The organism is Streptomyces sp. NPDC026062, from assembly GCF_055568375.1.
Window position 1 is genome coordinate 173584 of the sequence record NZ_JBVHOQ010000011.1, and the last position, 20590, is coordinate 194173.

Annotated in this window: 15 protein-coding genes, 1 pseudogene and 1 CRISPR repeat array (1 of these 17 cut by a window edge); of the genes and pseudogenes, 11 read left to right on the forward strand and 5 right to left on the reverse strand. The window is 71.3% G+C overall.

The window, feature by feature from the left end:
- Positions 1–3 precede the first annotated feature (3 nt).
- Together ACZ4LX_RS13090 and ACZ4LX_RS13095 are read left to right on the forward strand one after the other, a co-directional pair.
- Entirely contained in the window at positions 4–1440 is a 1437-nt protein-coding gene (locus tag ACZ4LX_RS13090) for an aldehyde dehydrogenase family protein (protein WP_467643078.1), read from the forward strand.
- Positions 1433–2332, forward strand: a complete 900-nt coding sequence (locus ACZ4LX_RS13095; RefSeq protein ID WP_467643075.1) for an aldehyde dehydrogenase family protein — start codon at positions 1433–1435, stop codon at positions 2330–2332. Before ACZ4LX_RS13090 ends, ACZ4LX_RS13095 begins: the two co-directional genes overlap by 8 nt.
- 153 nt (positions 2333–2485) lie before the next feature.
- Here the strand turns inward: ACZ4LX_RS13095 and ACZ4LX_RS13100 are convergent, their stop codons facing one another.
- The gene (locus ACZ4LX_RS13100) at positions 2486–2902 is read right to left on the reverse strand and encodes a hypothetical protein (RefSeq protein ID WP_467643072.1); all 417 of its coding nucleotides are present in this window, start codon (positions 2900–2902) and stop codon (positions 2486–2488) included.
- A gap of 141 nt (positions 2903–3043) precedes the next feature.
- Here ACZ4LX_RS13100 and ACZ4LX_RS13105 point away from each other — a divergent pair, with 141 nt between their 5' ends.
- Positions 3044–3706: a uridine kinase family protein gene (locus ACZ4LX_RS13105; RefSeq protein WP_467643069.1), complete on the forward strand. Its 663-nt coding sequence runs from the start codon at positions 3044–3046 to the stop codon at positions 3704–3706.
- Positions 3707–3960: 254 nt separating this feature from the next.
- Here the strand turns inward: ACZ4LX_RS13105 and ACZ4LX_RS13110 are convergent, their stop codons facing one another.
- Positions 3961–4722, reverse strand: a complete 762-nt coding sequence (locus ACZ4LX_RS13110; protein WP_467643066.1) for a SigE family RNA polymerase sigma factor — start codon at positions 4720–4722, stop codon at positions 3961–3963.
- A 192-nt stretch (positions 4723–4914) separates the two neighbouring features.
- Between ACZ4LX_RS13110 and afsQ1 the strand changes: the two genes are divergently transcribed.
- From afsQ1 to ACZ4LX_RS13135, 5 genes are all read left to right on the forward strand, one after another.
- Positions 4915–5592 carry a two-component system response regulator AfsQ1 gene (gene afsQ1, locus ACZ4LX_RS13115; protein WP_199884271.1) on the forward strand — a complete coding sequence of 226 codons (678 nt, stop codon included), beginning with the start codon at positions 4915–4917 and terminating at the stop codon, positions 5590–5592.
- On the forward strand, positions 5589–7127 hold the full coding sequence (locus ACZ4LX_RS13120) for an ATP-binding protein (protein WP_467643062.1): 1539 nt from the start codon (positions 5589–5591) through the stop codon (positions 7125–7127). Before afsQ1 ends, ACZ4LX_RS13120 begins: the two co-directional genes overlap by 4 nt.
- Positions 7124–7741: a hypothetical protein gene (locus ACZ4LX_RS13125; protein WP_467643060.1), complete on the forward strand. Its 618-nt coding sequence runs from the start codon at positions 7124–7126 to the stop codon at positions 7739–7741. The genes ACZ4LX_RS13120 and ACZ4LX_RS13125 overlap by 4 nt, the downstream gene beginning before the upstream one ends.
- Positions 7742–8038: 297 nt before the next feature.
- Positions 8039–8587, forward strand: a complete 549-nt coding sequence (locus ACZ4LX_RS13130) for a VanZ family protein (protein WP_467643057.1) — start codon at positions 8039–8041, stop codon at positions 8585–8587.
- 92 nt (positions 8588–8679) lie between these two features.
- Positions 8680–8886: a PspC domain-containing protein gene (locus ACZ4LX_RS13135; protein WP_467643054.1), complete on the forward strand. Its 207-nt coding sequence runs from the start codon at positions 8680–8682 to the stop codon at positions 8884–8886.
- A 73-nt stretch (positions 8887–8959) separates the two neighbouring features.
- Here the strand turns inward: ACZ4LX_RS13135 and ACZ4LX_RS13140 are convergent, their stop codons facing one another.
- Entirely contained in the window at positions 8960–9274 is a 315-nt protein-coding gene (locus ACZ4LX_RS13140) for a hypothetical protein (RefSeq protein ID WP_467643051.1), read from the reverse strand.
- Between the two features lie 135 nt (positions 9275–9409).
- Complete coding sequence (locus ACZ4LX_RS13145) at positions 9410–10564, reverse strand: adenosine deaminase (protein WP_467643048.1); 1155 nt, start codon at positions 10562–10564, stop codon at positions 9410–9412.
- A 113-nt stretch (positions 10565–10677) separates the two neighbouring features.
- On the opposite strand from ACZ4LX_RS13145, the gene ACZ4LX_RS13150 reads away from it, so the two are divergent.
- The gene (locus tag ACZ4LX_RS13150) at positions 10678–11439 is read left to right on the forward strand and encodes an alpha/beta hydrolase (protein ID WP_467643045.1); all 762 of its coding nucleotides are present in this window, start codon (positions 10678–10680) and stop codon (positions 11437–11439) included.
- A gap of 66 nt (positions 11440–11505) precedes the next feature.
- Here ACZ4LX_RS13150 and ACZ4LX_RS13155 read toward each other — a convergent pair whose 3' ends face one another.
- Positions 11506–12288 (reverse strand): GbsR/MarR family transcriptional regulator, encoded by a 783-nt coding sequence (locus tag ACZ4LX_RS13155; RefSeq protein WP_467643041.1) that lies wholly within the window; start codon positions 12286–12288, stop codon positions 11506–11508.
- Between the two features lie 226 nt (positions 12289–12514).
- Between ACZ4LX_RS13155 and ACZ4LX_RS13160 the strand changes: the two genes are divergently transcribed.
- A complete protein-coding gene (locus ACZ4LX_RS13160) occupies positions 12515–13186 on the forward strand; it encodes a DUF4097 family beta strand repeat-containing protein (protein ID WP_467643038.1) in 672 nt (223 codons plus the stop codon).
- A gap of 267 nt (positions 13187–13453) precedes the next feature.
- Positions 13454–13834 (forward strand): annotated as a pseudogene (locus ACZ4LX_RS13165) (alpha/beta fold hydrolase); the annotation flags it as partial.
- Between the two features lie 502 nt (positions 13835–14336).
- Positions 14337–20590: direct repeats of the CRISPR family, unit length 29 nt; unit sequence GGGACCATCCCCGCAGGCGCGGGGAGCAC; it runs 2924 nt beyond the window's last position.

A 20590-nucleotide genomic window follows, 5' to 3' on the forward strand; every position in this document is an offset into this window, starting at 1 on the left:
CCCATGGCATCTGCATTCGAGTACGCACCGGCGCCGGAATCCCGTTCCGTCGTCGACATCGCCCCCTCCTACGGCCTGTTCATCGACGGTGAGTTCACCGACGCGGCGGACGGCAAGGTCTTCAAGACGGTCAGCCCGTCGTCCGAGGAGGCCCTCTCCGAGGTCGCACGGGCCGGTGCCGAGGACGTGGACCGGGCCGTGAAGGCGGCCCGGCGGGCGTTCGAGAAGTGGTCGGCGCTGCCCGGTTCCGAGCGCGCCAAGTACCTGTTCCGGATCGCCCGCATCATCCAGGAGCGCTCGCGCGAGCTCGCCGTCCTGGAGACCCTGGACAACGGCAAGCCGATCAAGGAGACGCGCGACGCGGACCTCCCGCTGGTCGCCGCGCACTTCTTCTACTACGCGGGCTGGGCCGACAAGCTGGACCACGCGGGCTACGGCGCGAACCCGCGCCCGCTGGGTGTCGCCGGCCAGATCATCCCGTGGAACTTCCCGCTCCTGATGCTCGCGTGGAAGATCGCCCCGGCGCTCGCCACCGGCAACACGGTGGTGCTCAAGCCCGCCGAGACGACTCCGCTCTCCGCGCTCTTCTTCGCGGACATCTGCCGCCAGGCCGGTCTGCCCAAGGGTGTCGTCAACATCCTGACGGGTTACGGGGACGCGGGCTCGGCCCTCGTCGAGCACGAGGACATCAACAAGATCGCCTTCACCGGATCGACGGCGGTCGGCAAGGCCATCGCCCGGCAGATCGCCGGCACCGGCAAGAAGGCCACCCTCGAACTGGGCGGCAAGGGCGCCAACATCGTCTTCGACGACGCCCCGGTCGACCAGGCCGTCGAGGGCATCGTCACCGGCATCTTCTTCAACCAGGGCCAGGTCTGCTGCGCCGGCTCGCGGCTCCTCGTACAGGAGTCGGTCGAGGAGGAGCTGCTGGACTCCCTCAAGCGCCGGCTCTCCACGCTGCGCCTGGGCGACCCGCTGGACAAGAACACCGACATCGGCGCGATCAACTCCGAGGAGCAGCTCTCCCGGATCACCGCGCTCGTCGAGACCGGCGAGGCCGAGGGTGCGGCCCGCTGGTCGGCCCCGTGCGAGCTGCCGTCGGCCGGCTACTGGTTCGCGCCGACGCTGTTCACCGGCGTCACGCAGGCGCACACCGTCGCCCGCGACGAGATCTTCGGCCCGGTGCTCTCGGTGCTGACCTTCCGTACGCCCGACGAAGCCGTCGCCAAGGCCAACAACAGCCAGTACGGCCTCTCGGCCGGCATCTGGACGGAGAAGGGCTCCCGCATCCTCGCGGTGGCGAACAAGCTCCGGGCGGGCGTCGTCTGGGCCAACACGTTCAACAAGTTCGACCCGACCTCGCCGTTCGGCGGCTACAAGGAGTCGGGCTTCGGCCGCGAAGGCGGCCGTCACGGTCTGGAGGCCTACCTCGATGTCTGACGGGCGACTGAGCGTCTTCAAGACCTACAAGCTGTACGTCGGGGGCAAGTTCCCCCGCTCCGAGAGCGGCCGGGTGTACGAGGTGACCGACTCCAAGGGCAAGTGGCTGGCGAACGCGCCCCAGTCCTCCCGCAAGGACGCGCGGGACGCCGTGGTGGCCGCCCGCAAGGCGTTCGGCGGCTGGTCGGGCGCGACCGCGTACAACCGGGGCCAGATCCTCTACCGCATCGCGGAGATGCTGGAGGGCCGGCGGGACCAGTTCGTCCGTGAGGTGGCGGAGGCCGAGGGTCTTTCGAAGTCCAAGGCGGCCGCCGTCGTCGACGCGGCGGTCGACCGCTGGGTCTGGTACGCGGGCTGGACGGACAAGATCGCCCAGATCGTGGGCGGGGCGAACCCGGTCGCGGGGCCGTTCTTCAACCTCTCGACCCCGGAGCCGACCGGCGTCGTGACCGTCCTCGCACCGCAGGAGTCGTCGTTCCTCGGCCTGGTCTCGGTGCTCGCGCCCGTGATCGCGGCCGGCAACACGGCGGTCGTCGTGGCCTCGGCCGAGTCGCCGCTGCCCGCTCTGTCGCTCGGTGAGGTGCTGGCCACCTCGGACCTGCCGGGCGGAGTGGTCAACATCCTGTCCGGGAAGACCGCTGAGATCGCGGCGCCGCTCGCCTCCCACCAGGACGTGAACGGCATCGACCTGACGGGGGCGGACACGGAACTGGCGAAGGAGCTGGAGACCGCGGCGGCCGACAACCTGAAGCGGGTCTCCCGCCCACAGGCTGTGGACGGCGGCGGCGACTGGTCGGCCGATCCGGGCACCCGGCGGCTGACGGCGTTCCTGGAGACCAAGACCGTCTGGCACCCGACGGGCGCGCTGGGCGTCTCGGGCTCCTCGTACTGACGCGAACGCGGACAGACGGACAGACGGACAGACGGCCCGTGTCCCGGGGATCCCCGGGACACGGGCCGTCTCCGCGTCCGGCGCGCCACGCGGTGCGGGAAGCGGGTCCTGGTCTGACGTTCCTGGCCGGCGATCCCGGCCGGCTCCCCATGCTCAGCCGTGCAGCGCGCCCACGACCTGGCCCACCAGCGGCAGATCCTTCAGCGCGCCACCGCTGGTCAGCGGGTCCGTGACGGCGGCGGTGGAGACGGGCTTGAAGTCCGCGACCTGCGCCCCCACCGCGTTGTCCAGCGGGTCCACGCCCGTACCGGCCAGCGGGTCGAGCCGCAGATGCGTCACGGGCGCGATGCCGTTGTCGAGCGAGTGGCCGAGCGCCCCGGTGACCGCGCCGCCGGCCGCCTCGCTCGCCTCGCCGAGGCTGGTGTCCGTACCCGACGCCTTGACGAGGGGCAGCGGCGCCGCCTGGGCCGCCGCACCCCCCGCACCGAGCGCGGCACCCACCGCGGTGACGGTCAGACCGGCCCGCAGCAGAGCGCGGCGCCGGGACTTGGAAAGTGCGTGACGTGCCATGAAGTTCCCACCTGATCGGGCCGATTCGAACCAGCAATCGAGTAATCGGTTGAGTGCACAGCGTAGTTGAGGTGTGATGCCGGATACCAACAAGACCTCCGGGGATCCCCTGTGCGGGTCAATGCCTCACACTTGTGTTCTGTGAGTTCCCAAGCGATTTCGACCCGCGTCGTCCTGCTGGCGGGCCCCTCCGGCTCCGGCAAGTCATCCCTGGCCGCCCGTACCGGTCTTCCGGTGCTGCGGCTGGACGACTTCTACAAGGAGGCAGGCGACCCCACGCTGCCCGTCGTCAGCGGCAGTACGGACATCGACTGGGACTCCGCACAGTCCTGGGACGCCGATGCGGCGGTCACCGCGATCACGGAACTGTGCCGCACCGGACGCACCGACGTACCGGTCTACGACATCTCGACCAGCTCCCGGACGGGGCGCGAGGGCCTTCACATCGAGCGCACGCCTCTCTTCGTGGCCGAGGGGATCTTCGCCGCGGACATCGTCGAGCGCTGTCAGTCGCTGGGCCTCCTGGCGGACGCCCTGTGCCTGCGCGGCCGTCCGTCGACGACGTTCCGCCGCCGGCTGCTGCGGGATCTGCGGGAGGGCCGCAAGTCCGTGCCGTTCCTGCTGCGCCGGGGCTGGCGGCTGATGCGCGCCGAACGCCGCATCGTGGCGCGCCAGGCGGAGCTGGGGGCGTACCCCTGCGGCAAGGACGAGGCCCTCGGCCGCCTGGCCGCCGCCGCGGCGGGCCGGTGCCGTACGCCCGCGGCGGCGAAGGTGAGCACGGAGACGGCCCCCTCCGTCGACTGAGGCCGGGGGTACGGGGCAGCGCCCCGTGCGAAGGGGGTACAGGCAGCGTCACCGATGGGCACGCGCGAGACGAGAAGCCCGCGCAGACGCACTGAGGGGCCGGACAAGACCCCCCGGCCCGTCCGACCCCTCAGCTTCCCCCGTGCACCACCGCCTCCCCCGAAGCAGCGGTCCGTTTCCCCGTACACCGCCGCTCCCCCGAAGCGGCGGCCTGTCCCCCGTATCCCCCGTGTTCCCCCGTATCCCCCGCTGCCTCAGGCCACCAGCTCGCCGAAGGACTCCTCCTCGTCACGGCCGAAGCTGAGGACCTCGTCCTCGCGCAGCCGGCGGAGAGACCGCCAGATGCTGGACTTCACCGTGCCGACACTGATGTCGAGGATGGACGCGATCTCGGGGTCCGTACGGCCCTCGTAGTAGCGCAGGACCAGCATCGTGCGCTGTGTCTCGGGCAGTCGCGCCAGCGCCTGCCAGAGGACGGCGCGCAGTTCGGTACCGCGCATCGCGTCCGTGTCGCCCGCCGTCTCCGGCAGCTCCTCGGTCGGGTATTCGTTCAGCTTGCGCCTGCGCCAGGCGCTGATGTGCAGATTGGTCATGGTCCGGCGCAGATAGCCGCCGACCGCCGCCTTGTCACTGATCCGGTCCCAGGCGCGGTACGTCGAGAAGAGGGCGCTCTGCAGCAGGTCCTCCGCCTCGAACCGGTCACCGGTCAGGTGGTAGGCGGTGGCGTACAGGGAGGCGCGGCGCTCCCGGACGTAGGCCGTGAACGCCGCTTCGGCGTCCTCGGTCCGCTCCGGGGCCTTCCGCTCCCCCGTGACCTCCCCGTACGCGCTTCCCCCGTTGCCCGCCCCCGTGGCGGCAGGCGCGTCGACCACCGTCATGTACGACGGGTACTGACGACCGGCGCCTCGAACGCACCCCCGCCCGTTCACAGCGGCGCCGGACTTCTCGGTGCTCCGCCCGACGTCGTGGAGACGCGTGACAACTGCGCTCGTGGTGATGCTGTGCGTTGCGTTCATCTCGCGCCCCCTGTCGGTGGAGTCCGTCCGTTCCTTGTGACAACGAGCTTGCACGGGCGATTTCATGGCGCTGTCCGCCGACTGTCACAGACCTGTCACAGGGCACGGCGCGGACACGATTCGGGGCTGCCGGATGTATGAGGGGGGACCAACTGTCGAACTGAGGCTCCCCCATGGGTCAGAATGACCAGCGTGCCTTTCCTGTTGCTGATCGAGGACGACGACGCCATCCGCACGGCCCTCGAACTCTCGCTGTCACGCCAGGGCCACCGTGTGGCCACCGCGGCGACGGGAGAGGACGGCCTCAACCTGCTGCGTGAGCAGCGGCCCGACCTGGTCGTGCTGGATGTGATGCTGCCCGGGATCGATGGTTTCGAGGTGTGCCGGCGCATCCGGCGCACCGACCAACTGCCGATCATTCTGCTGACCGCGCGAAGCGACGACATCGACGTCGTGGTCGGACTGGAGTCCGGCGCCGACGACTATGTGGTGAAACCCGTGCAGGGCCGGGTGCTCGACGCCCGTATCCGCGCGGTGCTGCGCCGGGGCGAGCGCGAGTCCACGGACTCCGCCACGTTCGGCAGTGTGGTGATCGACCGCTCCGCCATGACCGTGACCAAGGACGGGGAGGATCTCCAGCTCACCCCGACCGAGCTGCGCCTCCTGCTGGAGCTGAGCCGCCGGCCGGGCCAGGCCCTGTCCCGGCAGCAACTGCTGCGCCTGGTCTGGGAGCACGACTACCTCGGCGACTCCCGTCTGGTGGACGCCTGCGTCCAGCGGCTGCGCGCGAAGGTGGAGGACGTTCCTTCCTCGCCGACCCTGATCCGTACCGTGCGGGGCGTGGGATACCGGCTGGACTCGCCCCAGTGAGTACGGCCGTGCGGCGGAGCCTGCTCGCCGGGCTCCGCTGGACCAGCCTGCGGCTGCGGCTCGTCGTCGTGTTCGCGCTGGTCGCGCTGACCGCCGCGGTGTCGGCGTCCGGGATCGCGTACTGGCTGAACCGCGAGGCGGTGCTGACCCGTACGCAGGATTCCGCGCTCGGGGACTTCCGCCAGGAGATGCAGGGCCGGGCGGCCTCGCTGCCGATGCGTCCCACCAAGGAGGACCTTCAGACCGCCGCCGTGCAGATGGCGAGCAGCAGTCCCGGCTACAGCGTGCTGCTGCTCGACGAACGCGATCCCGGCAAGCCGATCGTCGGCAACTCCGACCTGGACACCTTCACCCTCGACAACGTACCCGCGTCGCTGCGCAAGCAGGTCGACAAGAAGCAGCCGGTCAAGGACGGCAACAAGTACGAGTACCACCTGTTCTGGCAGCGGATATCCATCCGCGGCACGCCGTATCTCGTCGCCGGTACGAAGATCATCGGCGGTGGCCCGACCGGCTACATGCTCAAGTCCCTCGACCAGGAACGGCAGGATCTCAACTCCCTCGCCTGGTCCCTGGGGATCGCCACCGCGCTGGCCCTGGTCGGCTCCGCGCTGCTGGCGCAGGCCGCGGCGACGACGGTGCTGCGGCCCGTGCAGCGGCTCGGCGACGCCGCCCGCAAGCTCGGCGAAGGCAAGCTCGACACCAGGCTCGTGGTGTCCGGCACCGATGAACTGGCCGATCTCTCCAGAACGTTCAACAGAACGGCGAGCTCCCTGGAGAAGAAGGTCGCGGACATGAGCGCGCGGGAGGAGTCCAGCCGCCGTTTCGTCGCCGACATGTCGCACGAACTGCGCACCCCGCTCACCGCGATCACCGCCGTCGCCGAGGTGCTGGAGGACGAGGCCGACAGCCTCGACCCGATGATCGCTCCCGCCGTGCACCTGGTGGTCAGCGAGACCCGGCGCCTCAACGACCTGGTGGAGAACCTGATGGAGGTCACCCGCTTCGACGCGGGTACGGCCCGGCTGGTCCTCGACACCGTCGACGTCGCCGACCAGGTGACCGCCTGCATCGACGCCCGCGCCTGGCTGGACGCGGTGGACCTGGACGCCGAGCGCGGCATGATGGTCCGTCTCGATCCGCGCCGGCTGGACGTGATCCTGGCCAACCTGATCGGGAACGCGCTGAAGCACGGAGGTTCGCCGGTACGGGTCGCGGTACGGACCGATGGCGACGACCTCGTCATCGAGGTGCGCGACCACGGCCCCGGCATCCCCGAGGACGTCCTGCCGCACGTCTTCGACCGCTTCTACAAGGCCAGTGCCTCCCGCCCCCGTTCCGAGGGCAGCGGCCTGGGGCTCTCGATCGCCATGGAGAACGCGCACATCCACGGCGGCGACATCACCGCCGCGAACTCGCCGGACGGCGACGGCGCGGTGTTCGTCCTGCGCCTGCCGCGCGACGCCGAGGCACTGAACCGCACCACCGGGGGTCAGGACGCCGAGATCCCGGACGAGGAGGACGACGCGACGTGACGCCCACCGGACGCCGGGGCCGCCGCCCCGCCGCAGCCCTGGCCGGTGCCGCGCTCTGCGCCGTACTGGCGGCGGGCTGCGGGATCAGGACCACCTCGGTTCCCGTCGACGCCGGCCCGGCCCCGTCCCAGGTGCCGTGCACGATGCCGGCGGAGGACATCGCCGCCCAGGCCCAGCAGGGCATCCCCGTACAGGTCTATCTGGTCTGCGCCTCGGAACTGGTCACCGTGGACCGCGCGGTGCAGGTCCAGGAGGCGACATCGGACCGGCTCCGGATCGCCCGCGCCCTCCTGGACGAACTGCGCCAGGAACCGCCGGCCGCCGAGCGCCAGGCGGGTTTCTCCACCCATGTACCGGCGACGCTCCGGATCGACGACCCGCGCAGGGGCGACCCGAAGGGCGCGCTGCGCCTCAGCGAGCAGCCGGAGGACCTGCCGTCCGAGGCGCTGGCGCAGATCGTCTGTACGTACGCCGAGAGCGAGGCACTCGTCCCCGACGGCTCGGTGACGCTCGGCGGTCCGGGCAGCTACGCACCGCGTGCCTACCTGTGCACCACGGAGACGAAGACCCGCCCGCAGGCCGTACCGACGACGGGCGCGGCGCTGCTGCACTGAGCCGGCCGGGGGCGTCGGCGGCCGGCTGCCTTGAGCGGTCATGGGTCCCGGGAGGGGCCGGCACGGCCACGGGCTTCGGTGAGGGCCGGGGCCGCCACGGGCCCGGCGGTGGGCGGGCCCGGCGGTCGACGGTCGGCGGGCCCGACGGTCGGCGGTCGGCGGGCCCGACGGTCGGCGGTCGGCGGGAGTGGTCACGGGCCCCAGCGGTCGCGGGAGCGGCGGGCGCCGGGGCGGGGTGAGCCAGGTCTCCCCCACCCGAGCGGAACCGATCCTGCCGTCGCCCGCGTCCTTGGTGACGTGCGTCAAGGTTCGGACGGCCAAGCCGTCATCCGCTTCCGCGCGGTCGGAGTGTCGCTGCTCCTCGCGCATCTGCTGCTCGTCGGGTGGCTGACTCTGCGCCCGCTGGACGTGCCGTGGATGACCGCCGCCAACCTCCAGCCGTTCGCCGGCATCAAGGCCGATCTCTCGCTCGGCCCGGCCGACGCCACCCGCCGTATCGGCAAGGAACTCCTGCTGCTGGCACCTCTGGGCATACTGCTGCCGCTCGCCGGGGGCCGTCTCTTCGCCTCGCCGTGGGCCTCACTGACCCGTACCGTCGCCGCCGGCGCACTGATCTCGCTGGCCATCGAACTGGGCCAGACCGGGGTGCCCGGCCAGGTCGTCGACGTCGACTCGATGATCCTGAACACCGTCGGTGTCGCGGTCGCCCACATCCTGGTCGTCCCGGTCTGGCGGGCGCGGCTGCGCCGCCGCAAGCAGCGGCGGATCCAAGTGCTTCCCGCCGCCGGCCATGAAGTCCCTCAGGGATCGACCCCGAGGATTTCCAGGGTCGGCATCGCCCCGTAGAGCGACGCTTTGTCCCGTTGCGCGAGCCATCCTGGATACATCGGGAGCGCAACGGACCGCTCCCTCGGCAACGCTTCGCGAAGGAGCCCACCATGGCCGCACTTGCCCGCCCCCGTGACGGACGCATGCTCGGCGGAGTGTGCGCAGCGCTGGCACGGCGCTTCGGCACCTCCGCGAGGACCATGCGCATCGTCTTCGTCGTCTCGTGCCTGCTGCCCGGCCCCCAGTTCCTGCTCTACCTGGCGCTGTGGCTGCTGCTTCCCGAGGAGAAGACCTCGTCCACCGCGGCCGCCTGGTAGTCCTCGTACGCACAGCTGTGGGCGGGCCCCCGGCATCGGGTGCCCGCCCACGGGCATGTGCGGAGCCGGTCCGTCAGCGGCCGAGCGGCAGACCGTTGGCCGACAGACCGCCGGTCTTCAGACCACCGGCGGGCAGACCGCCGAGGAGGCCCTTGGCCGGGGCGGCCACCTCGCCCAGGACCTTCGTCTGGCTGGTGCCGAGGAGCTCGGTGGCGGTGTCCTGGACCGGCAGGGTCGACGTGGCGTTCGCCAGGGCACCGGCGACGGGCAGGGCGCCGGCGGCGGCGTCCACGGGCAGCGCGGAGGCCGAGGCGGTTCCGGCGGCGGCAGCGGCGAAAGCGGCACCGAGAGCGGCGACGCCGAGAGTCCTGGCAGCAGAGTGCTTCATGTGAAATTCATCCTTGGGGAGGGGGGATGTGAGCGGCTCTGCAAACTATTCAGCCCCGCACCCCTCCCGCAAACACCGGAAAACGCGGAAAACGGCCGGGGAAAACACCCCCGGCCGTTCCCTCCATACGCTCGCTCAGCCGGCGACCGACGAAGACACGCTGGTCGCAGCAGTCTGCTCGAAGAGCCATTCGGACTTCAGCTCGGCGTATCCGGGCTTGATGACGTCGTTGATCATCGCCAAACGTTCATCGAAAGGAATGAACGCCGACTTCATTCCATTGACAGCGAACCATTGCATGTCATCGAGCGTGTATCCGAATGCTTCGGTCAGTTTCTCGAATTCCATGCTCATGCTCGTACCGCTCATCAGCCGGTTGTCCGTGTTGACGGTGGCCCGGAAGTGAAGCCGGCGCAGCAGCCCGATCGGGTGCCCGGCGTACGAGGCCGCGGCGCCGGTCTGCAGGTTGGAGGTCGGGCAGAGCTCCAGCGGGATGCGCTTGTCCCGTACGTAGGAAGCCAGGCGGCCGAGCTTCACGGTGCCGTCCTCGGCGACCTCGATGTCGTCGATGATGCGGACACCGTGGCCGAGCCGGTCGGCGCCGCACCACTGGATGGCCTGCCAGATCGACGGCAGCCCGAAGGCCTCGCCCGCGTGGATGGTGAAGTGGTTGTTCTCGCGCTTGAGGTACTCGAAGGCGTCGAGGTGCCGGGTGGGCGGGAAGCCCGCCTCCGCGCCCGCGATGTCGAAGCCGACGACACCCTGCTCGCGGTAGCGGTTGGCCAGCTCCGCGATCTCCAGCGAACGCGCGGCGTGCCGCATCGCGGTGAGCAGAGCGCCCACCCGGATACGGTTGCCGTCCCCACGGGCCCTGCGCTCCCCCTCACGGAAACCCTCGTTGACGGCCTCGACGACCTCTTCGAGGGTCAGACCGGCTTCCAGGTGCTGTTCGGGCGCGTACCGCACCTCGGCGTACACGACACCGTCCGCAGCCAGGTCCTCCGCGCACTCGGCGGCGACCCTGACCAGCGCGTCACGGGTCTGCATGACGGCACAGGTGTGGGCGAACGTCTCCAGATACCGCTCCAGCGAACCGGAGTCGGCGGCCTCCCGGAACCAGATACCGAGCTTGTCGGGATCGGTCTCCGGAAGTCCGTCATAACCGTTGGCGGCGGCGAGTTCGACGATCGTCCCGGGTCGCAGGCCGCCGTCGAGGTGGTCGTGGAGAAGAACCTTGGGGGCACGCCGGATCTGATCCTGGCCGGGCACATTGAGGGTCGGGCTCATCATTCACGCACTCTAGCGCCTACGCGCGTAGAGCGCTGCGGGGAACGGCTCGCCGATACGTAACAGAGACCGCGAATACGGGTGGCGTACACCTGTCCTTCTGACACTGTTGCGTCATGGCACAGCGCGCACTCCCCCTGCCTGCTGCAAGGCTGGGACGGGCCGTCAGATCGGCCGGAGAATCCACCACGGTCAGCGGCGTGGTCCTGCTGCTCCCGGACGGCGAGCCCTACTCCTACCGCCGCCCCTCCTCCCTCTCCTACGCCCTGCGGCTCCCGCTGGCCCGTTCCCTGGCCCGCGCGGGCGGCGACGACGGCCTCGCCGTCCACGTCGTGCACTACCGCTGCCGGGGCTGGAACACCGCGGAGGCCCATCTCGCGGCGGACGCCGAATGGGCGGTGGACGAGGCCGTACGCCGCTACGGCGACATCCCGGTCTGCCTGGCGGGCCACGGCATGGGCGGCCGGGCGGCCCTGCGCGCGGGCGGCCACCGGGCGGTGACCTCGGTCCTCGCGATGGCCCCCTGGCTGCCGGGGGACCCGGCCGCCGAACCGGAACCGGTCAAGCATCTGGTCGGCCGCCAGGTCCTGCTGGTCCATGGCACGAACGACGCCCGCTCGGACCCGGAGCTGTCGTTCCGCCTGGCCGAGCGCGCCAAGAAGTCCAACCGCGACACATGCCGCTTCGAGGTCCACTCGGACGGCCACGCACTGCGCCAGCACCAGTCCGAAGTCGCCGCCCTGGCAGCCGACTTCGTCCGGGGCTCCCTCTTCGGCAAGGGGTACGCCCGCCCGGTCGAGGACGCGCTGGCGGCCCCGCCGCCGCTGGGACTGCGCATGCCGCTGGCGGCGGGGTTCGGCAAGTCGCTGGGGCGGTGAGGGCGGGCACGGCCGGGGAGGGGCTGCGGGGAGGCCGCTGCCGCCTCCCGCCGGACGGGGGACGCCCTAAGCGCGGTCCGCGTCATCCGGTGCGGCAGAAGCAGGGGCAGGGGCAGGGGCAAGGTCGTCCGGGCTCGTTCCGGGCTTCGCGTGGAGGATTTCGCGGACCTGCTCCGCGGCGCGAAGGATGCTCTCGCTGATGAAGTCGCTGAAGCGGGCGATGTTTTCGAGACGGGCGGCGGCGGGGCTGTCGCGCCCCAGGACATCGACGCCCTGCCGCGCGGTCCGCGCTATCAGGGCGCTGCCATGGGCGCTGGCGATCGTCGACCGGTACCAGACGTCGTCGTCGACGAAGTAGCGCTCGCGGCGGCCTTCGTCGCGCTTGCGCAGGACGAGACCCTGGTCCTCGAGGAACCCGATCGCCTTGGAGACGGACGCCGGACTGACCTGGAGGCGCCGCACGAGTTCGGACGCGGTGAGGCTGCCCGCGTCGGCGGTGAAGAGACAGGTCAGCACCCGAGCCGTCATCCTGGGCAGACCCTGCTGCGTCAGGAGGGTGGTGAAGGCCTCCTCGTACTCACGCACGGCCTCGTCGTCGCGCCCGCCGGCCGGCACCGGCGCCCCCTGCGCCCGGGACGGGGCGGGCTTGCGGCGGTGGGCGCGGCGTTCGGTGGCGCGGTGGGCCAGGTCGGCACGGTAGGCGGCGGGGCCGCCGTTGCGCATCACTTCGCGCGTGATGGTCGAGGTGGGGCGGTCGAGACGTCGGGCGATCTCCGCGTAGGCGAGGTCGTCGGCCAGCCCCAGCGCGATCTGCTGACGTTCCTGCTGAGTGAGCCTGCCTCCCGGCATCGCGCTCCCCTTCGTCGTCCGTGTGGGCGCCAGCGTAGCGTTCGCCTTCATCCCAATGCAACGAGCGGTCGCTTCGCCATTGCATTAACTTCAAGCCCATTGCAATGAAATCCCCACACTGGCCTGCAATTATGGGAGTTGCACGCAACAACCTCGTTGCCGAACCTTCGAATGCAACGTAGCTTTTCCGTTGCAGGAAACGAAGAACGCACACGAGGAGACCACCATGCAGAAGTTCGACACCCCCGCCACCATCTCCGCCCTGGTCGACATCACCGCCGGGCGCATCCAGGTCATCGCCGCCGACCGGGCCGACACCACCGTCACGGTCCTGCCGGCCAACGCCTCCAGGAGCCGCGACGTGAAGGCGGCGGAGCAGACCACGGTCGAATATGCCGACGGCGTCCTGCGCATCAAGGCCCCGGCGGAGAAGAACCAGATCCTCGGCGCATCCGGATCCATCGAGGTGACCGTCCAACTGCCCGCCGGCTCCCGCGTCGAGGCGAAGGCGGCCGGCGCCGAGTTCCGCGGCGTCGGACGGCTCGGCGACATCACCTGCGAGGGTGCGCACGGCACGGTCAGGATCGACGAGGCCGCGAGCGTGCACGTCACCGCCCACGCCGCCGATGTCACGGTCGGCCGCCTGGCCGGCGCCGCGGAGATCAGCACCCAGCAGGGCAGCATCCACATCACCGAGGCCACCTCCGGCACGCTCGCGCTGCGTACCCGGAAGGGCGACGTGACGGTCGGCGCCGCCCGAGGAACCTCTGCGGTCCTGGACGCCGGCACCGGTTACGGCCGAGTCCACAACACCCTGCTGAACACCGAGGGCGCCGCGGCCGGCCTGAACATCCGGGCGACCACCGACCACGGCAACATCACCGCCCGCAGCCTGTAACGAATCCGGGCGCAGCCCCCACCTCAACTCCACGGGCTGCGCCGCACCCACGGCACCTTGAGAGACGACGCCGCACAGGACAGGCGCCACACACGCGATACACGTCACGCACACCGCACACACCGCACACACCGCACACACCATGCACGCCACGCACGCCACGCACGCCACGCACGCCACGCACGCCACGCACGCCACGCACGCCACGACCAGGAGAACCGCATGACGAAGAACAGCCCTTCCTCGACCGGTTCGGCATGGACCGGCATGGTGCCGGTCGACGACACGGCCCTGGCCGTGACGGACACCGGCGGCTCCGGAATCCCCGTGATCTACCTCAACGGCCAGTTCGCCACCCAGGGTTACTGGCGGCATGTCACCGCCGAACTGGGCACGCAGTGGAGGCACATCACCTACGACGAGCGGGCCCGCGGCAAGAAGTCGAGGCGTTCGGCGGACTACTCCTTCGAGGCCGCCGTCCGGGACGTCGACGCCGTCCTCGCGGCCAGAAGCGTCGACCGGGCCCTCGTGGTCGGCTGGTCCTACGGAGCGTTCGTCGCGGCGCACTGGGCCGCCCGCAACCCCGAACGCACCCTGGGCGTCGTCATGGTCGAAGGCGCCCAGCCGCACGACTGGCTGGACGACGCGATGGAACAGCGCATCCGCAAGACCTTCGGCCGACTGAACCTCTTCATGCCACTGCTGCACCCGACGGGCCTGACCCCGCGCATGACCGCCGCCCAGATGGCCGACTGCAACATCGAACTCGGCAAGCTCGCCCGCGAGCGCGAACTGGGCCCCGTACTGGACAGCATCACCGTCCCGGCGCGCTACGTGGTCGCGTCGGGGAACTCCCTCGGCAGCAAGGGCGACGAACAGGAACTCATCCGCGCCAGCCTCGACGGAGTGGTCGCCCGCAACGCCAACATCAAGATCAGCGCGAAGGTCGCCAGCAACCACGACGCGATCCTGAAGAAGGACTTCCTGGCCGTCGCCGAAGCCGTACGAGCGGTCACCCCCCCGCGACCACGACCCGCGTTGAAGCAGCTGGGCGCGCCCCGAGCCCGACGCATGGAGGAAGCCGGAGGCGACGCTGCTCGCAAGCGCGCCCAGCGTCGCCTCGACCCGGCCCGGAGCACCCGGGCTCGGGTGGGGCATCCCTGCGGGCGCGGGGAGCACATGACCGGCTACTTCCGGTGGGGTCTGGGGCTGGGACCATCCCCGCAGGCGCGGGGAGCACGCACCGAACGTGGCGACGCCCCGCTGGTACTCGGGACCATCCCCGCAGACGCGGGGAGCACCGGGTCACATCCGAGATGGACGATCTGATCTGGGGACCATCCCCGCAGACGCGGGGAGCACGGGCCGTGTCCAGCGCCGTTGGTCAGCTACCGGGGACCATCCCCGCAGGCGCGGGGAGCACGTCTCCTCCAGCACGATCCGTCGGGCGTACCCGGGACCATCCCCGCAGACGCGGGGAGCACTCGGCGGCGGCGTTCTCGCCCCACTTCCCCAGGGGACCATCCCCGCAGGCGCGGGGAGCACGGTGATATCCGGGGCGTCCGGCGGGGTCGCTCGGGACCATCCCCGCAGGCGCGGGGAGCACCCCCGACCGCCGCCGGGGCACCCTGCGGGGCGGGGACCATCCCCGCAGGCGCGGGGAGCACCGAAGCGCTCCCCCGTGACGGGAGCGGCGACCGGGACCATCCCCGCAGGCGCGGGGAGCACCATCTGGACCCGCGTCACCGAAGGCGAGCCCGAGGACCATCCCCGCAGGCGCGGGGAGCACGCGGAGCGTCGAGGATCCGACACGGGCGTGAGAGGACCATCCCCGCAGGCGCGGGGAGCACAGAGCGCGCTCCACGGCCAACACGTGCGAGCCGGGACCATCCCCGCAGGCGCGGGGAGCACCGCGGACGCCATGATGACGACGTCTTCGGAGCGGGACCATCCCCGCAGGCGCGGGGAGCACCGCACGGTCGGCCAGCTCGATGCGCAGCCACTGGGACCATCCCCGCAGGCGCGGGGAGCACGGCACCGCAAGGGATATAGCCACCTGAGTGCTGGGACCATCCCCGCAGGCGCGGGGAGCACAGCTGACTGCGCACGCGAGGCGGCGGCAGGACGGGACCATCCCCGCAGGCGCGGGGAGCACTCGTCGGTTGGTGTCTTGAGCTGGATTTTCTCGGGACCATCCCCGCAGGCGCGGGGAGCACGTTCCGGTGCCGGTCATCGGGCGGGTCAGGGGGGGACCATCCCCGCAGGCGCGGGGAGCACATCTTGACCATGTTGTTGAGCTTGCGGTGCATGGGACCATCCCCGCAGGCGCGGGGAGCACCAGTGCCGCATCAGCACCGTGGTCACCGCGCCGGGACCATCCCCGCAGGCGCGGGGAGCACTCTGCCCCCGGACAGTGACGCGCCGGCCGCCGGGGACCATCCCCGCAGGCGCGGGGAGCACAGTCCGCTTCTTGGTGCGCGCGGCCGATGGCCGGGACCATCCCCGCAGGCGCGGGGAGCACCGGCCGGGAAGCGGATCGCGCGTACGGCTGCTGGGACCATCCCCGCAGGCGCGGGGAGCACCAGTGCCGCATCAGCACCGTGGTCACCGCGCCGGGACCATCCCCGCAGGCGCGGGGAGCACAATGCGGGTCACTACTGCGGGCGGCAGCCCAGGGGACCATCCCCGCAGGCGCGGGGAGCACGACGCCACTCCCGCCCGCTGCGCCAGCAGCTGGGGACCATCCCCGCAGGCGCGGGGAGCACCCGCTGCGGCGGGCGACCGTGCTGGTGTGCCGGGGACCATCCCCGCAGGCGCGGGGAGCACATCGGAGAGCATTGGCCTTTTGTCGGTGCGCTGGGACCATCCCCGCAGGCGCGGGGAGCACCGAAGCGCTCCCCCGTGACGGGAGCGGCGACCGGGACCATCCCCGCAGGCGCGGGGAGCACGACCATTCGCGCGATGGCCTCACCGAAGGTGAGGGACCATCCCCGCAGGCGCGGGGAGCACAGCCCCCTGGCAGGGGCCCGCGGGTGACGCAAGGGACCATCCCCGCAGGCGCGGGGAGCACGGATCTCGCGCATAACATCACTCATGAGGTATGGGACCATCCCCGCAGGCGCGGGGAGCACACCAGCCCGGCTGCCGCGAGGTGGTAGATCGCGGGACCATCCCCGCAGGCGCGGGGAGCACTCACCACCCTGGACCGTCTCAAGGCGGCCGGGGGGACCATCCCCGCAGGCGCGGGGAGCACTACGGGACGAACCACTCCAGCGTCTCGGACGTGGGACCATCCCCGCAGGCGCGGGGAGCACTTCCGGATCGTGACCAGGTTCGGGACTGCCTTGGGACCATCCCCGCAGGCGCGGGGAGCACCGCCTGTCACCGGCAGCGCGGAAAGCATGACTGGGACCATCCCCGCAGGCGCGGGGAGCACTCGCTGCTCAGGGTCTCCGGGCCGTCTGACTCGGGACCATCCCCGCAGGCGCGGGGAGCACGACTGCTGTTTGAACTGTCGCAGCGCGTATGCGGGACCATCCCCGCAGGCGCGGGGAGCACGAAGGATTTCACCACGCACCAATGCTACGTCTGGGACCATCCCCGCAGGCGCGGGGAGCACTCGGTGCCTGTCACGGTGGCGATCTGATCAACGGGACCATCCCCGCAGGCGCGGGGAGCACGTCTTCCGCAGCAGGCATCGCCTTGTCACGCCGGGACCATCCCCGCAGGCGCGGGGAGCACCGCCCGGTCTCGCACCACAGGACCGCAGCCGCGGGACCATCCCCGCAGGCGCGGGGAGCACCAAGTCCCGCTCCCACCGCCCCTGACCGCGTTGGGACCATCCCCGCAGGCGCGGGGAGCACAACAAGTTCAAGGAGCTGTCCAAGGGCGGGACGGGACCATCCCCGCAGGCGCGGGGAGCACTCTCTGGAGCTCGTCGACCGAGTTGTCGACGAGGGACCATCCCCGCAGGCGCGGGGAGCACCCCTGATCCCGGCCCATAAACTCACCGCACGAAGGACCATCCCCGCAGGCGCGGGGAGCACCAGGCGTCGTACCCGTCGGTCTCGTGCCGCTGGGGACCATCCCCGCAGGCGCGGGGAGCACGGGGTTACGCCGGACGACCAGCCGCATTGGTTGGGACCATCCCCGCAGGCGCGGGGAGCACCGCCTGTCACCGGCAGCGCGGAAAGCATGACTGGGACCATCCCCGCAGGCGCGGGGAGCACCTCCCCGACGGAGTGTTCCTGACCGGGGACGAGGGACCATCCCCGCAGGCGCGGGGAGCACCGCACGGTCGGCCAGCTCGATGCGCAGCCACTGGGACCATCCCCGCAGGCGCGGGGAGCACGCTCATAACCCGAGTCGGTCGCTCAGATTCCAGGGACCATCCCCGCAGGCGCGGGGAGCACGAGAGGATGCGGGAGATGTAGGAGCGGTGAATGGGACCATCCCCGCAGGCGCGGGGAGCACGGCGCGGACGTAGCCGCGCGAGTCCATCGACAGGGACCATCCCCGCAGGCGCGGGGAGCACGTTCGCCGGCAGCGGGTGAAGGTGCCGATGCGGGGACCATCCCCGCAGGCGCGGGGAGCACCCTCCGGTGTCTTTCGCCGGGCGGGCTCCACGGGGACCATCCCCGCAGGCGCGGGGAGCACGAAGCTCTCTAGCTATGTCAATGAACTCTCTAGGGACCATCCCCGCAGGCGCGGGGAGCACTCCAGACGGCGGGACCACGTGGCAACGGTGACGGGACCATCCCCGCAGGCGCGGGGAGCACAGGCCGTGTGTCGAAGCGCGATAGTTGTCACCGGGACCATCCCCGCAGGCGCGGGGAGCACATCACCGGATCCATCATTCTTGGCCCTGTGGGGGGACCATCCCCGCAGGCGCGGGGAGCACCATAAGCAGCAGTACTGGTCGAGGCCCCGGAAGGGACCATCCCCGCAGGCGCGGGGAGCACGAGTGATGCATCAGAGGCAGTCGCTGTGTAGCGGGACCATCCCCGCAGGCGCGGGGAGCACATGCGGGTGAGCGTGCCGCGCCGGCCGGAGGCGGGACCATCCCCGCAGGCGCGGGGAGCACTGGTACGGGCGCAGGGCGCGCGGGCTCACGCTGGGACCATCCCCGCAGGCGCGGGGAGCACCATGCACCCTTCTCGAAGGTAAATCCCTTGTCGGGACCATCCCCGCAGGCGCGGGGAGCACCCTCGCGTCGTTCAGGACCGCGCGGTTGAACTGGGACCATCCCCGCAGGCGCGGGGAGCACTCTCCCTGGTGTGCCCGTCCTGCCGCACGTGGGGGACCATCCCCGCAGGCGCGGGGAGCACTACTCACCAGCCTGACGGCGCTATGGATCACCGGGACCATCCCCGCAGGCGCGGGGAGCACTCGTGCCCGGGATACGTCGCTGGGCCGCACCTGGGACCATCCCCGCAGGCGCGGGGAGCACGGGCGGATGTGGTTGCGACCCGAGGGTGAGCGGGGACCATCCCCGCAGGCGCGGGGAGCACATTGGGCTGCAACTTGGGGTCCTTCCGGATGTGGGACCATCCCCGCAGGCGCGGGGAGCACTCTCTGGAGCTCGTCGACCGAGTTGTCGACGAGGGACCATCCCCGCAGGCGCGGGGAGCACGGCACCGCAAGGGATATAGCCACCTGAGTGCTGGGACCATCCCCGCAGGCGCGGGGAGCACTCCAGACGGCGGGACCACGTGGCAACGGTGACGGGACCATCCCCGCAGGCGCGGGGAGCACGACGGGAGCCCCGGCATGAGCAACGAGACCACGGGACCATCCCCGCAGGCGCGGGGAGCACGAGAGGATGCGGGAGATGTAGGAGCGGTGAATGGGACCATCCCCGCAGGCGCGGGGAGCACTGACCACGCGGTCTTGTACCGGTGCGCATCCGGGGACCATCCCCGCAGGCGCGGGGAGCACCTGCGCCAGCAGCGGGAGAAGCACGGGCTGACGGGACCATCCCCGCAGGCGCGGGGAGCACTCGCTGTCGATCTCCAGGGCGAGGTGCTCCAGGGGACCATCCCCGCAGGCGCGGGGAGCACCTTTTGCCGGTTCCGGGCGACAGGTTCTGGTTGGGACCATCCCCGCAGGCGCGGGGAGCACTGATGAGCCGCGCTGACTTCTGCGGGCCCGCTGGGACCATCCCCGCAGGCGCGGGGAGCACGCCCTAAAGATCGGCCCGTGGCGGAGCTCCGCGGGACCATCCCCGCAGGCGCGGGGAGCACGGAGGCGATAAGCAAGTCTGTATCGCTACTCTGGGACCATCCCCGCAGGCGCGGGGAGCACAGAGCGCGCTCCACGGCCAACACGTGCGAGCCGGGACCATCCCCGCAGGCGCGGGGAGCACCCGATGAGGAGCTGGGAGCGGATGACCGTGGAGGGACCATCCCCGCAGGCGCGGGGAGCACGTTGACCTGGACACGATCGTCGAGGCGAACGAGGGACCATCCCCGCAGGCGCGGGGAGCACAAAAGGCGCCGATCCGGCTTGCGGATCTCCAGGGGACCATCCCCGCAGGCGCGGGGAGCACCGATGCGTCATGCTGGAGTTCTCCTGATCTCGAGGACCATCCCCGCAGGCGCGGGGAGCACCCGCTCGATCGCGTCGTCGATGTCCCCCACCGGGGACCATCCCCGCAGGCGCGGGGAGCACTGCCGGAAGCAGTCACCCGGCCAGTACAGCACGGGACCATCCCCGCAGGCGCGGGGAGCACTGATCCCACGCATGTCCTGGTCGCTGGCCCCTGGGACCATCCCCGCAGGCGCGGGGAGCACGGTGACGCTGCGTACGGAATCGGAATGGCTCTGGGACCATCCCCGCAGGCGCGGGGAGCACTGTTCTCCCCCGTTCCCTCGCCGCTGTCCGGCGGGACCATCCCCGCAGGCGCGGGGAGCACGCGACGGGTCAGCGCTTCTGGAGCGGGTGCACGGGACCATCCCCGCAGGCGCGGGGAGCACCAGTGCGACGAGCCGATGTTGTCCACGGTCGTGGGACCATCCCCGCAGGCGCGGGGAGCACCCCGCCGGGCGCGTCGACATGGCCGCTGCGGCGGGACCATCCCCGCAGGCGCGGGGAGCACGTTCGCCGGCAGCGGGTGAAGGTGCCGATGCGGGGACCATCCCCGCAGGCGCGGGGAGCACGGGTACTTCTTGCGCAGCCGGTCCGCGGTGACGGGACCATCCCCGCAGGCGCGGGGAGCACAGCACGATCCCTGGATTCCACAACCCGCAGCTGGGACCATCCCCGCAGGCGCGGGGAGCACGCCGTGAACGTATCATCCCTGTTCCGCGCCTGGGGACCATCCCCGCAGGCGCGGGGAGCACCACATCGAGCTGGACCCGCGCCTGCCCTCGCCGGGACCATCCCCGCAGGCGCGGGGAGCACCTG